A 13,938-nucleotide genomic window follows, 5' to 3' on the forward strand; every position below is an offset into this window, starting at 1 on the left:
GATGGTTATCGGAGACGAGCATGTCGAGTAAATACAATAAGCATATGTCATTGGCTGGAATGAATCTTGGTCATTCTTCTAGAGAAGACTTACAAAGTGCTGTTAATGGGGTACTTGATAATAAAATTCATGGTATTTCCTTTAGCCCTTATACCGAAGGGCAAGGGCCTGGCACTAAGATAAGCGAGGCACAGATATCGGCACGTATGGCGATTATTTCTCCTAGTATTAACTGGATCCGTTCTTTTTCTTGTACTGATGGTAATGAAAATATCCCCAAGATAGCAAAGCAGCAAGGTTTAAAAACCTTAGTCGGTGCGTGGCTAGATGATGATTTAGAAAATAATGAGAAAGAAATCAACAACCTGATAGCGGTTGCACAACAAGGTTATGCCGATATTGTTGCCGTTGGCAATGAAGTCCTACTGCGTGAAGACTTAAGTGAAGGACAATTAATCGCTTACATTAATCGTGTAAAAGCAGCATTACCGGGTATCGAAGTAGGCTATGTTGACGCTTACTATGAATTTGAAGAACATCCCAAGGTTACCGACGCCTGCGACTTGATCTTAGCGAATTGTTATCCTTTTTGGGAAGGCTGTGCCCTTGAGTACTCCATTCTTTACATGAAAGACATGTATCGCCGTGCTATTAAAGCTGGCAAGGGTAAAAAAGTTATTATCACTGAAACTGGCTGGCCGAACGAAGGTCCAGCAGAGTGGGGTGCTGTGCCATCTTATGAAAACGCCATTAAGTACTTTTTAGGTACTTATCAGTGGGCAGAAGAAGAAAATATAGCGGTCTTCTATTTTTCATCATTTGATGAGGTTTGGAAAGTTAAAGATGAAGGCGGTGTTGGCGCGCATTGGGGTCTTTGGGATAAAAACGGGAAATTAAAGTATGTTTAAAAAACACAGTGATAAAATAGCAACAATCAGTTCGATGAAATTAGTTCATGAAAATGCTATTTGTTATTCTGGCTATCGTGACGGGCAAAATCCAAGAGAAGGTCTTTACCCAAGTTATAATGAAGTTAAAGAAGACTTACTTATTTTGAAAAAAAACTGGAGCTACCTTCGACTTTACGATTGTGGACCACACGCCGAACTTGTTCTTGATGTTATTAAAACTGAAAAACTGCATTTCAAAGTAATGCTAGGCGTCGATATGGCAGCAGAAATGAGTAACCCTAACTGTCCTTGGGGCGCTGATTTTAGCCAAGAAGTTATTAATGCAAATCGTCAGAAAAATTGTGATGAAATTCATAGTATGATCGCACTTACCAAAAAGTATGATGATATCGTATTTTCAGTTTCTGTCGGTAATGAAGCGAGTGTCGAATGGACAGACCATATGGTACCTGTCGATAGCTTAGTAAACTATGTAAAACAAATTAAAAAAGAAATTCATCAACCGGTAACTTTTTGTGAAAACTATGTCCCTTGGACATACAAACTTGAGCCCTTGGTTGCTGAACTAGATTTTATTTCCATTCATACTTACCCTGCCTGGGAATACAGAACGATGGAAGATGCACTCGAATATACCAAACAAAATTATTACAGTGTTGCCCATCATTATCCTGACAAACCGGTGATAATTACCGAAGCGGGTTGGACAACGGCATCAAATGGACGGGGCATAGAGCCTTGGAATGCTAACGAAGTACTACAGGCAGAATATTATCAGCAACTACTTGCTTGGACGACAGAAGAAAAAATACTGACCTTTGTCTTTGAAGCCTTTGATGAACCATGGAAAGGATCTCCTGATAAATTAGAACCTGAAAAACATTGGGGACTCTTTAAAGTCGACCGTACGCCTAAGTTAGTGATGAAAAATATTTATCCAAACGAGGTTATAAACATTAACAAAAACAATGCTTTTGCTTAGTTTTCGTTAAAGTTTAACTGTCAATAAAAGTAATACCCCAAGGATTTTGTCAGCAAATATTGCTCGGTCAAAGTCGTTGGGTTTTATTTTATTGGTCAAATTAAAGACTAAATGATTGAAAATCCCTTATTCACCCAAGCCATTAACCTTTCCCTTATATTTTAAAGCGTTTGACCAAGCTATCAAGATTCATTGCCATTGCAGTAAGTGATTCACTTGAAGAGGCTATACGGGTTGATATTTGCGCACTGTTTTCTGTGCTATCGCTTATCGTATGAACGTGAATATTAATTTCACCAACAACGGCTGCTTGCTCTTCTGTTGCTGTGGCCACCTGAGTATTTAGATCTGAAATGAGCTGAATATTAGCAACAATTTCCTCAAGTGCCTCTGTTGTCTGTTGAGCATCCGTTGCGCCAACTTCGGCGGTCACTTTGCTTTCCCTCACGCTATCAACGGCTCGCTGAGACTCTGATTGCAAAAGGTTGATCATTTTATTAATTTCATCAGTGGACTCACTGGTGCGCTTCGCTAAGTTACGAACTTCATCAGCGACCACCGCAAAACCACGACCTTGTTCGCCTGCACGAGCAGCCTCAATCGCGGCATTTAATGCCAGTAAATTTGTTTGCTCTGAAATTCCTCGTATAACATCAAGCACACTGCTAATAGCGTTGCTTTTATTCGCTAAAGATTCAATGGTAACAGACACAGAATCCATATTTTGTGCCATCTGGTAAATATTCTCAGTTGATTCTTTAACAACAACTTGTGCATTTTTAGCTTGGGTTATCGCTTCGCTGGTCGAGTCAGCCGCATGTGCGGCGTTTGCTGCAATTTCTGTAATGGTTGAACCCATTTCACTAATAGCCGTTGCAACTTGTGTGGCGATGTCACGCTGACCTTCAGCATCGAGTTTTGACTGCTCTGCATCTTGGGAAACATCTAACGATGCTTGGCGGACATCTTTTGATGTTTTAGCGACATCATTAACTACCGAGTGTATTTTACTGATAAAAGTATTAAAACCATGGGCCAAACGTGAGACTTCTTCGCTGCCGCTCTCACTTAGTCGGTAACTAAGGTCGCCTTCACCATCACCCAAGGCTTTAAATAATCCAGCAAGGTCATTGATAGGTTGCGTTAAACTTTTTGCAAAAATGATACTGATCAAAATAAACACTACGACAATAATGGCAAACCAAATCAGCATATAATTTCGTGACTCGTTCAACGCTAAGTACAATTCAGCCTTTGGCACTTCTGCAACAACATACCAACCCAAACTTGAGATATAGCTTGTCGCCACGATTAAACTTTCTGTTTCTTGAAAAGAAAATTGTTCTTTTGATAACAGCGTTTGAAAATTTATATCTTTATATATATCAGTCAAGTTCGCCTTTTCACTTTTTGCTTTATCTTGATGGATTTTTACCAACCCCGAGTGATCAACAAGATACACTAAACCTGACTCTTCAATTTTAAAGCTGTTTAGGTAACTAACCATGTCATTAAATGATTTAGATAATCCAGAAACACCTCGTCCATTAAGTTGTTGATAGTTGATAAAAACATCTACATTACCATTCGGATAAGCGTAGGTACTTGCCGACTCTTCTTTATTACTATTGGTAAATGAAAAAAACCAACCATCAAGACTGTCATCTTTGAGAACACGAAGAAAGCCATCTTGGTTCCAATATTTAGCTGTTTTTCGATCGGCGAAGGAAGCATTACTTAAATTGTTATCTTTAGCGATGTTACTCAGCATGCTAATAACGTTAGCTTCATTGTCTTTGCTGGCACCAGACTCTATCCAATCAAGTAGAAAAGGGTTAGTGGCAATAGATTTTGTTAACACTTTCATTTCAGAAATTTCACCGTCGACTGCATTACGAACGCGCAGCAGGAGATTAGGTAAATCTGATTGTTGTAGTCTGGATATAAGCAGTTCTTTGGCTTTTGAGTGGCCAACAAAGCCAACAATGCTGGTCGATATGATAACGGCCATTAACATGGCAATGACTAACTTAGATCGGATAGAAAGGGTGGTTAAAAATCTCATTAAATAGATCCTATTTGCAAGTTTTCCACAAACTTTTCGGTTACGGCGATTTGTCCATAAAATCCTTTTTATAAGGGTTTTAAAATAGATTCGCTCTCAATTTGCTTGAGCTTAACATATCCATGTAGTCGCACCATTTAAAACCACAACAATTTAACTTTCTTTCAAGATAGCTAATTATTTCAGCTGATTAAATATAAAATCACTTTATTTAAATACCAAAAATATTTTTTGATGACAATGAACTATCGATTAACTTACTGACTTAATGACTCAGTAAGTTAAGTTAAGTTAAGCTATTTTTACCTTAATGAGATGAAACGGTCTTTAGCAACGATAGTAAGGAAATTTTTATTCGACCATCAGTGGTGGAAGGGGTAGTATAATATCAGATGATTTCGGAGCAAATATGTCTGACAACCCACTATTACGTTTCAATAAATTTATTTCAAAAAAGCCAGAGTATCTATTTTGGGTTTTACAAATCTGCTTTTGGTCTTTCGTTTCATTAATTAGTCTGATATCACTGACACTTTGGTATGTCCAAATCGATGTCGAGCACCTTAATCACACTTTTTGGCAGTCTGTTGTGGGGATATTTTGTTCATTGCCACTCTATTGGATTTTCATGAGGTGTTGGCACTCACCTATTTTTACCCGCGTACTGATAACCATCGTTTCAGTGATTTGTATTTCCTTTATTTGGACACTTATCCGAGTCAAACTTTATATAGAACTGACCAGCTCTGCCGGTAATTGGGACGAGTTTGGCGGCTGGTATTTTAGTAGTATTTTTATTTTCTTTTGTTGGACCGGTTTTTTTCATGGTATTCGCTATTATCAATTGTTGCAATTTGAGCATAAAATGTTGCTTTCAAAGGCAGCGGAAGCTAAAGAAGAGCAATTAAAAAGAGTGAACGCGCAATCGGTAGCCCGAGATGCAAAAATAAAAATGTTACGTTACCAACTCAACCCTCATTTTCTTTGTAACACCCTCAATGCCATTAATTCTCTGATCGAATGCGAAGCTCCAGAGAAAGCTCAGCGGATGACCGTTCAATTAAGTAAGTTTTTACGTTATTCATTAGACAATAACCCTGATACTAAAATTGCGTTAGAATTTGAAATTATCGCACTTAACTTATATTTAGAAATAGAGAAAACCCGTTTTGGCGAGCGACTTAAATTAGATTTTAAAATTTCTGATAAAGCAAAGTTAGCTTTAATACCGAGTTTATTAATACAACCTATTATTGAAAACTCAATGAAACATGTTATCGCGCAAAATGAAGAGGGTGGCACTATTAGTCTATGGGCTGACGTTGTTGATAAAATGTTGGTGTTAGAGTTAAGTGATACCGGTTCTGGAACCGCGGTTGACGGTAGTAAAATGAAAGGAAAAAGGAGTCGAGGTGTCGGCTTGCGTAATATCGATGAAAGACTTAAAGTGTTATATACAGATGACTACGTATTTAACCTTAATATTATCCCATCAGGTGGTTTAAAAACTATCATTAAGCTGCCTTTTGAAACGCTTGATGAAATAACACCTGCTAGCCAGTACCAAACTCAATGACGGTGAGTTAAATTTATGAATAAGTTAAGAACAATTATTGTTGATGATGAGCCTTTAGCGCTTAATCTCTTGCGTGCAAAGTTAAATAAAATTCCTGAAATAGAAATTATTGCAGAATGTAAAAATGGCCGTGAAGCGATTGAAGCTACGATGGCCTTAGCACCTGATTTACTCTTTTTAGATATACAGATGCCAGGTGTTGATGGTTTTGGCGTTATTAAAAAATTACAATCTGATATTGTTCCTATGGTGGTTTTCACGACCGCATTTGAGCAATATGCTTTAGATGCGTTTGATGTGCATGCCGTTGACTATATTCTTAAACCTATTGATGACGAACGAATTCAGCGGGCCATTCAGCGTGCGTTGGTTCGTTGTGAAAGTGATGAAGACACTTTAAACAAATCTCGCATTATTAGTGCGATAGACTCAATCAATGAAATGGAAAACCCTGATAATGCTTCTTCGCAGAGTATCAGCCTTCCTAAGCTTAATACCGACAAAGTTGAGCGTAAAATCGTCATTAAAGACCGAGACGATATAACCTTGTTAAAACAAACCGATATTGAATGGGTTGACGCAGCAGGAGATTATGTTTGTGTTCATGCGCAAGGCGTTACTCATATTAAACGCTGCACCTTGAAAAATTTGCTAGAAGATTTAGACTCTGAAATGTTTAAACGTGTGCACCGTTCAACGATTGTTAATCTTAATTATATTCAAAAAGTGATCCCGCATACCAAAGGTGAGTTTTTTCTTAAATTAGGTGAATATGACCAAGTTAAAGTGAGCCGTAATTATCGAGAAGTGATCAAGAGTTTTTTAACTGACATGTAGTATATTGACGACGACTCGTGGTCAATATGCCATTTTTTATCTAAGTGATCTTGTTATTGCCTTATATTGACCAGCCTACCGCTTCTAAAATCCCCTTTATCGTAATACGGTTGTTAAAAATAGCCGCTCATTAGATGATTGATATAACTGTAGATGTTACTCACTTGGGTAAACAGTCATTGTTAATTAAGGGATATTAAATGTTAAGTATTAAACAGATAATTATTGCGTCCATTTTTTCTATGGCATTAATAGTGCCTTGCTATGCAGCCGATAGTCATGCGGCTAATCGACTTAATTATTATGCACCACATGCTGAAAAAGCACCAAGTGTTGATGGTATTGCCAATGAAAGTGTTTGGCAATTGGCACAGTGGCAAAATTTAGATCAACGTTGGTTAGGTCCAGAATTTTCAAAAGAAGACTTTCAAGGCCGATACAAGGTGGTTTGGACGCAAGCTAAATTATATATTATGGCTGAAATTATTGATGACATTCTCATTGATACCCATCGCGACCCCTTGAGCCAATATTGGGATGACGATTGCTTAGAGATTTTTATAGATGAAGATTTCTCTGGCGGTGATCACCAATATAACCATAATGCACTTGCCTACCACATGTCTCTTGATAACCAAGCCATAGATATAGGTACCAACAAAAAGCCGCAGAACTATTCACATCATGTTCAAAGCAACTGGAAACAACAAGGCAATACGGTTATTTGGGAACTAAGCATCGATATTTATAACGATGAATATCAAGATACCACAACAGACTCAAGCAGTATTAACAAACCAGTCGCCTTGTTTGCTGGCAAAGTGATGGGACTCATGGTGGCTTATTGTGATAACGACGGCAGTGAACTACGTGAAAATTTTATTGGCTCTGAGTCTGCAGAGGGTGGAGCGCCCGATCGTGGTTGGATAGATGCGGGTATGTTCGGTAAGCTTATCTTGGCTAAATAATCGCTTAGATAAGCGTTAAGTTTTTCTTTTCCCTCTCCTAGACATGAGCATTATAAAATGAACAATATTGAAAAAAAATTCATCCATAAGTTATTTGTTATAACAATCACTTCTCTCACCATAATGAGTTGTGCACCGGTAAATCAGGCAACTCAAATGAATAAAGACACCACCGATATTAATTACCAGCTTTTAATGACCCAAGAAATATTACTGACTAGCGAAGCCGGTGATAAAATAGCGCCACAGCAGAATTTAAGCTTTCAACAAGGTACAGCTACGGGCAAGGTTATTGTTGTAAGACCAGATATTAAAAAACAAAAGATTGTTGGTATTGGTACATCGTTCACTGAATCTTCCGCTTTTGTGCTTGCACACTTACCTAAAGATAAGCGTGCAGAGGTGATGGAAAATATTTATGGCGAAAAGGGCGCTAATTTTTCAATAGCACGCACGCATATTGGTGCAACAGACTTTGCCGTGGACGGTCGCTATTCATATGCAGAACGTAAAGATGACGCTAACTTAACATCATTCAGTATCGCGGTAGATAGCGATGGTTTTAGCGCTCAAGATTACCCTGGTATTAAAGATGAGCAATTTGATTTGTTGCCAATGATAAAAGAAGCTTACGCGATAAAAAATCAGCAAGTCGATAAAGATTTAAAAATTGTCGCTTCCGCATGGACTGCGCCACCTTGGATGAAAACGATTGAAGACTATTATGTTAAGCCAACACCTGAAAATAATCACCAAGGCACGGGCGGCGAATTAAAACCACAGTACGTCGCTACTTATGCAGACTATCTTATTAAGTACCTCGATGCATATCAGCAAGAAGGTATTGAACTCTGGGCACTAACGCCAGTAAATGAACCGCATGGCAACAGTGGTCAATGGGAAAGTATGCATTTTACGCCTAAAAGCCAAAATACTTTTATTAAGGACCATTTAGGACCAAAATTAAAAGCGAGTGCGCACAAAGCGGTTAAATTACTTATTTATGACCAAAATCGTGATGAAATGGAGCATTGGACTGATGAAATACTCGGGGATAAAGAAACGTCTGAGTATGTTTATGGTACAGCCGTTCATTGGTACGAAAGCAGTAATCAAGTTAATGAAGATGTGTTTGACCGGGTTCATGAAAAATTTCCAGAGTTTTCAATTATACATACCGAAGGCACGATTGATGATCTAGGTAAAGATGCACCAGCAGGTATCTTAGATCCTGTCCGCTTTAAAGAAAGTAACTGGTTCAATAATGATGATTTTTGGTGGAACGAAAATGCGACCGACTGGGCGTACACCGCAACTTGGGCACCTAAACCTGAGGATCATCCGATATACACCCCCGTTCATCGTTATGCACGTAATATTATTGTTAGTTTAGATCATTGGTTAGAGGGCTGGATAGATTGGAATATCGTACTCGATAAGCATGGTGGGCCTAATCACGTAGGTAACTTTTGTGGTGCACCTATCATGATTGATACTGAGACAGGTGAGGTTTATTACACCCCGATTTATTATGTATTAGCACAATTTAGTAAAACCATTCGACCAGGTGATACGGCATTACAGGTTAATCAGCAGTTAGAAGGCTTAGACAAAGATGCTTTACACGCCAGCGCTGCGATTAATGACAATGGTTTGGTCAGTGTACAGTTACTTAATACCACTAAAGCACCAATAAATTATTCATTACAAATTGGTAGTCAATATGCGCAAGTAACTATTGCCGCTAATGCCGTGCAAACAGTACGTGTTAAGCTTTAGTTTTTAATCGTTTTAACAAGCCATATAATTAATAAGAGTAAAGATTAAGTGAATAAACATCCCTTTGAAGTTATAGCGCTGGATAACGGTGCTAAGCTGATATTTACCCCTTGTCCTGGCACTAAATTAGTTAGCCTTGAACAATCACTTAAGCAGTTGAAGCAAGAGGGTGTTTCAATGCTGATCACATTAATGTTTGATGAAGAAATGGCAAGTAACAAGGTACTTTCTTTACCTGAACTCTGTCGCCAGTATCAGCTTAGTTGGCTACAATTGCCAATTATTGATGATGAAGCGCCGAGTACTGCTTTTGAAGCGCAATGGGCAATAAATAAAACGACCATAGTCGATGAATTGAAGAATAAAGGTACGGTGGCTATTCATTGTAAAGGCGGCACAGGCCGAACGGGAACTGTTATTGCTCTATTACTATTAGCACTAGGTTGGCCAGTCGATAAAATTGTTACAGAAGTACAAAAAGTGAAACCTAAAGCTTTGAAAATTAAAAAACAACGAGATTATTTGAATCGTCAGTTAACAAAAGCCGAGACACTGTTTTGATAACAATATAAAGCCACTTTGCAGCCAGAAGAGTACTGATTTCATGTTAACTTAGCTCAGAGGTAATTAGTTAAACCCTTAAGCGATTTAATTTTGTCTGCTATCGTGTTAATTCAACTTACGGTGTTATTTAAATTCGCTTTTAACGCATTGATTACCCACTACACCTCATTTAAATTGCAACTATTTGTTGTATCACTCAAGATAAATTAATGACAGTAAGCCGTGGTCTCGCGGTTTTACTGCCAAATTATAATAAAAATAGATAAATAATAAAGCCTGATATAGGTTTGTTATTAACAACACCAATTTTAAGCGATATAAAGAATAAACTTGCTACTTGAAGTAGCTAAATTCTTTGTGTTTATTTTTAAGCAATAGGACCTCACCACAATGGCTGGAACATCTTTTACTTTAGATCAAAGCAAAACCTCACAAGCGAATTCATCTAATGGATTTGGTGGAGATAACTCTACTCGCTTTGCGTTAATTTCACTGACATCATTGTTTTTTATGTGGGGATTTATTACCTGTTTAAATGACATTTTGATCCCCCATTTAAAGGCCATTTTTTCGTTAAGTTATGCACAGTCTATGCTAGTGCAATTTTGCTTTTTTGGTGCTTACTTTTTGGTTTCTCTGCCTGCAGGGTGGTTTGTCGAAAAAATGGGCTATCAAAAAGGTATTGTGGTCGGTTTAGTGATTGCGGCTTTGGGTTGTTTAATGTTTTATCCCGCCGCTTCTTTACATAGTTATCCTGTTTTTTTGGCGGCTTTATTCGTTTTAGCTAGTGGCATTACCGTTTTGCAAGTTTCTGCAAATCCTTATGTGACCTTACTGGGTAAGAAAGAAACCGCTTCGTCACGATTAACCATGACCCAAGCGTTTAATTCTTTAGGCACAACTATCGCACCTTATTTTGGCGCGTTATTAATTTTAAACGAAGTCACTGATTCAATGTCAGCAAATAGTGCTGAATCGGTACAACTACCTTATTTAGGACTGATGGCGGCCTTGTTAGTGCTTGCTGCTATTTTTGCTTTCTTAAAACTTCCACATATTGAAAGTGCTGAGGTGGTTGATGGCGAAAAAATTGAAGGGTCGGCATGGCAGTATCGCCATCTAGTTTTAGGTGCTATCGGTATTTTTGTTTATGTTGGCGCAGAAGTGTCAATTGGCAGCTTTTTGGTGAGCTTTTTAGGTGAAACTGATATCGCCGGTTTAGAAGAAACTCAAGCGGCAAAGTACCTTACTTATTATTGGGGCGGAGCTATGGTTGGGCGCTTTATTGGCGCTGCAGTCATGCAAAAAATTGATGCGGGTAAAACCTTAGCCTTTAATGCGCTTTGTTCAGTGGTTTTAATTGCCATCACTATTTTAAGCTCTGGCACCATAGCGATGTGGGCAATTTTATTAGTAGGGTTATTTAACTCTATTATGTTTCCAACTATTTTTAGTTTGGCGTTAAATGGCCTTAAAAAGCACACCAGTCAGGGAGCGGGCATTCTTTGTTTAGCGATCGTTGGTGGCGCCATCGTCCCTGTATTACAGGGCCTGTTAGCGGATAGTGTTAGTGTGCAGTTTGCTTTTATCTTACCTTTGTTTTGTTACGTCTATATCGTCTTTTATGGTTTGAAGGGTAGCAAGGTAGTCACAGAAAAATAATGAATATGAACACAATGAAATACTTAAAATTTAACAAAAAAAATTGGTTTCTTATCACGCTTTCGTTATTAATTCTTGGTTGCAGCCCTGCTGAAAATTCGACGTTAACGGGGCAAGAGACACAAGCTATTGATAGCAATAAAGCCGATAAGATTTGGCCTCAACTTGAAAGTGACGTTAAAAAAGATGTGCAAGTCGAGCAAAGAGTAGCTGACTTACTCGCTAAGATGACCTTGCAACAAAAAGTGGCGCAAATGATCCAACCAGAAATTCGTGATATTACCCTCGAGGATATGCGAACCTATGGTTTTGGCTCATATTTAAATGGTGGTGGGGGTTTCCCCAATAATAATAAGCATTCTACCCCTGCAGATTGGGTTTTATTGGCGGAGAAAATGTATCAAGCATCTGTTGATGATTCACTCGACGGTTCAACAATTCCAACGATGTGGGGCACTGATGCGGTGCACGGTCATAATAATGTTATCGGGGCGACACTTTTCCCTCATAATATTGGCTTGGGCGCAGCAAATAATCCGACACTTATTGAGAAAATAGCAGAAATAACCGCGACCGAAGTCATGGTTACCGGTATTGATTGGGTGTTTGCTCCAACTGTTGCCGTGGTTAGAGATGATCGTTGGGGAAGAACCTATGAAGGCTACTCAGAAGATCCTGAAATTGTTCGCTTATACGCAGCGTCAGTCGTCAAAGGTTTACAAGGTCATGCCAATAAAGATTTTTTAGGTGATAAACGCGTGATCAGTACCATTAAACATTTTATCGGTGACGGCGGTACGCAAGGTGGCGATGATCAAGGCGAAAACATAGCGAGCGAGCAAGAGCTCTTTACTGTGCATGCCCAAGGCTATGTTGGCGGTTTAACTGCGGGTGCTCAGTCGGTAATGGCTTCATTTAATAGTTGGCATGGAGATAAAGTCCATGGTCATAAATATTTGCTAACCGATGTCTTGAAAAATAGAATGGGTTTTGACGGCTTTGTTGTCGGTGATTGGAATGGTCACGGGCAAGTTAAAGGCTGTATCAAAGAAAATTGCGCTCAAGCGGTTAATGCTGGCTTAGATATTTTTATGGTGCCAACAGAAGCGTGGCGACCACTTTATGACAATATAATTGCACAAGTAAAGCAAGGCGATATTCTGCAGTCACGTATTGATGATGCGGTAACGCGTATTTTACGGGTAAAGGTCCGCGCCGGGCTTTTTGAAAAGCCCAGTCCTGCCAAGCGTGTTTTATCAGGGAACATCGCTTTAATTGGTGGGGAGTCGCACCGCGAAGTTGCTCGTCAGGCGGTTCGCGAATCCTTAGTGCTGTTAAAAAACAACGGACAGCTATTACCTTTATCACCTAAGCAACATATCTTAGTAGCGGGCGATGTCGCTGATAATATCGGTAAACAGTCAGGGGGCTGGAGTATTACTTGGCAAGGAACTGGTAATAAAAATTCAGACTTTATCGGTGGCTCTTCTATTTATTCTGGGATAGAACAACAAGTCAGTGCCGCAGGTGGTCAAGTAACCTTGAGTGTTGATGGCAGTTACACAAATAAACCCGATGTAGCGATTGTCGTTTTTGGTGAAGAACCTTATGCTGAAGGGCATGGTGATATTGATAACCTTGAATATCAGCGCGGTCATAAAAAAGATTTAGCGTTACTTACATCACTTAAAGCAAAAGGAGTACCTGTTGTTGCTGTTTTTATTAGTGGTCGACCTATGTGGGTCAATGCTGAACTCAATGCTAGCGATGCATTTGTCGCTGCGTGGCTACCGGGCTCAGAGGGTAAGGCAATCGCAGATGTTTTATTGAAAAGCCCAGCTGATAATATCCAACACGACTTTACCGGTAAATTGTCTTTCTCTTGGCCTAAATTACCAACACAAATTGTCAATCGTTTTGACGAAAACTACCAACCATTATTTTCATATGGCTATGGTTTAACCTACCAAGATGACACTTTATTAGCTGACTTGTCTGAGCAATCTAATGTGGCGCTTAATACGCATTTAATTACCGATATTTTCTTAGGTAAGGCGATAGCGCCTTGGAAAATGTTATTGTTTTCTCAACAACAAAACATTGAAATAGAGTCGAGTAGTGAATCACTTAAAGGAATTTCTTATCGAACGGTTGATAAAGAGATACAAGAAGATTCATTTCGACTTAAGACCACTGGCGCAGCGAGTGCGGGAGTTAAATTTATTAACAGCAACGGTTTTAGAGAAGATCTTACTAGTGAACTCGAAAAAAATGCTGACTTAACATTTTCAGTTAAAAGAGACAGTGATATTAACGCGCCTGTTTATATCACCATGAATTGTGAAACGCTTGGCGACAGCGCAAATTGTCAGGTAAGTTATAATATTCAAGCACAATTAGCGGCATCTAAGCAGGGTGAGTGGCAAGATATTGCTATTAGCTTACATTGCTTTGCTGAAAAAGGTCTGCAGCTGAGTAAAGTAGCTGTGCCTTTTGAATTGCGTACCTCGGGCGCGATTAATTTATCTGTTAACCATATTCGATTAGTGCCAAATAAAGCGACTAGCGCGCCATTGAAATGCCCGCAGTAGTCT

10 protein-coding genes are annotated in these 13,938 nt (G+C 39.0%); 9 read left to right on the top strand and 1 reads right to left on the bottom strand.

What is annotated here, in order from left to right; translation table 11 throughout:
- Positions 1-20: 20 nt before the first annotated feature.
- Complete coding sequence (locus tag H4J69_RS00515; protein ID WP_182214921.1) at positions 21-908, top strand: glycosyl hydrolase family 17 protein; 888 nt, start codon at positions 21-23, stop codon at positions 906-908.
- The gene (locus H4J69_RS00520) at positions 901-1,893 is read left to right on the top strand and encodes a glycosyl hydrolase family 17 protein (RefSeq protein WP_220467852.1); all 993 of its coding nucleotides are present in this window, start codon (positions 901-903) and stop codon (positions 1,891-1,893) included. The genes H4J69_RS00515 and H4J69_RS00520 overlap by 8 nt, the downstream gene beginning before the upstream one ends.
- A gap of 154 nt (positions 1,894-2,047) precedes the next feature.
- Here the strand turns inward: H4J69_RS00520 and H4J69_RS00525 are convergent, their stop codons facing one another.
- A complete protein-coding gene (locus tag H4J69_RS00525; RefSeq protein WP_182244078.1) occupies positions 2,048-3,958 on the bottom strand; it encodes a methyl-accepting chemotaxis protein in 1,911 nt (636 codons plus the stop codon).
- A gap of 409 nt (positions 3,959-4,367) precedes the next feature.
- On the opposite strand from H4J69_RS00525, the gene H4J69_RS00530 reads away from it, so the two are divergent.
- The 7 genes from H4J69_RS00530 to H4J69_RS00560 all read left to right on the top strand — a co-directional run bounded on the left by H4J69_RS00530 (position 4,368) and on the right by H4J69_RS00560 (position 13,935).
- A complete protein-coding gene (locus tag H4J69_RS00530; protein ID WP_182214924.1) occupies positions 4,368-5,534 on the top strand; it encodes a sensor histidine kinase in 1,167 nt (388 codons plus the stop codon).
- A 15-nt stretch (positions 5,535-5,549) separates the two neighbouring features.
- Positions 5,550-6,371, top strand: coding sequence for a LytTR family DNA-binding domain-containing protein (locus H4J69_RS00535; RefSeq protein ID WP_182214926.1), 822 nt, complete (start codon positions 5,550-5,552; stop codon positions 6,369-6,371).
- 200 nt (positions 6,372-6,571) lie between these two features.
- The gene (locus H4J69_RS00540; protein ID WP_182214928.1) at positions 6,572-7,339 is read left to right on the top strand and encodes a sugar-binding protein; all 768 of its coding nucleotides are present in this window, start codon (positions 6,572-6,574) and stop codon (positions 7,337-7,339) included.
- A gap of 156 nt (positions 7,340-7,495) precedes the next feature.
- The gene (locus tag H4J69_RS00545) at positions 7,496-9,118 is read left to right on the top strand and encodes a glycoside hydrolase family 30 beta sandwich domain-containing protein (RefSeq protein WP_259367687.1); all 1,623 of its coding nucleotides are present in this window, start codon (positions 7,496-7,498) and stop codon (positions 9,116-9,118) included.
- A 48-nt stretch (positions 9,119-9,166) separates the two neighbouring features.
- Positions 9,167-9,679: a tyrosine-protein phosphatase gene (locus H4J69_RS00550; protein WP_182214931.1), complete on the top strand. Its 513-nt coding sequence runs from the start codon at positions 9,167-9,169 to the stop codon at positions 9,677-9,679.
- A gap of 393 nt (positions 9,680-10,072) precedes the next feature.
- A complete protein-coding gene (locus H4J69_RS00555) occupies positions 10,073-11,344 on the top strand; it encodes a sugar MFS transporter (protein ID WP_182244080.1) in 1,272 nt (423 codons plus the stop codon).
- 14 nt (positions 11,345-11,358) lie between these two features.
- The gene (locus H4J69_RS00560) at positions 11,359-13,935 is read left to right on the top strand and encodes an exo 1,3/1,4-beta-D-glucan glucohydrolase (RefSeq protein ID WP_182244081.1); all 2,577 of its coding nucleotides are present in this window, start codon (positions 11,359-11,361) and stop codon (positions 13,933-13,935) included.
- Positions 13,936-13,938: the final 3 nt, after the last annotated feature.

Source organism: Colwellia sp. BRX10-9, from assembly GCF_014077405.1.
Lineage (GTDB): Bacteria > Pseudomonadota > Gammaproteobacteria > Enterobacterales > Alteromonadaceae > Colwellia_A.

Coding starts and splice junctions, on each gene's coding strand:
- H4J69_RS00555 (WP_182244080.1), top strand. CDS start 10,073: ATGGCTGGAACATCTTTTACTTTAGATCAAAGCAAAACCTCACAAGCG.
- H4J69_RS00520 (WP_220467852.1), top strand. CDS start 901: ATGTTTAAAAAACACAGTGATAAAATAGCAACAATCAGTTCGATGAAA.
- H4J69_RS00515 (WP_182214921.1), top strand. CDS start 21: ATGTCGAGTAAATACAATAAGCATATGTCATTGGCTGGAATGAATCTT.
- H4J69_RS00530 (WP_182214924.1), top strand. CDS start 4,368: ATGTCTGACAACCCACTATTACGTTTCAATAAATTTATTTCAAAAAAG.
- H4J69_RS00535 (WP_182214926.1), top strand. CDS start 5,550: ATGAATAAGTTAAGAACAATTATTGTTGATGATGAGCCTTTAGCGCTT.
- H4J69_RS00545 (WP_259367687.1), top strand. CDS start 7,496: ATGAATAAAGACACCACCGATATTAATTACCAGCTTTTAATGACCCAA.
- H4J69_RS00560 (WP_182244081.1), top strand. CDS start 11,359: ATGAAATACTTAAAATTTAACAAAAAAAATTGGTTTCTTATCACGCTT.
- H4J69_RS00540 (WP_182214928.1), top strand. CDS start 6,572: ATGTTAAGTATTAAACAGATAATTATTGCGTCCATTTTTTCTATGGCA.
- H4J69_RS00525 (WP_182244078.1), bottom strand. CDS start 3,958: ATGAGATTTTTAACCACCCTTTCTATCCGATCTAAGTTAGTCATTGCC.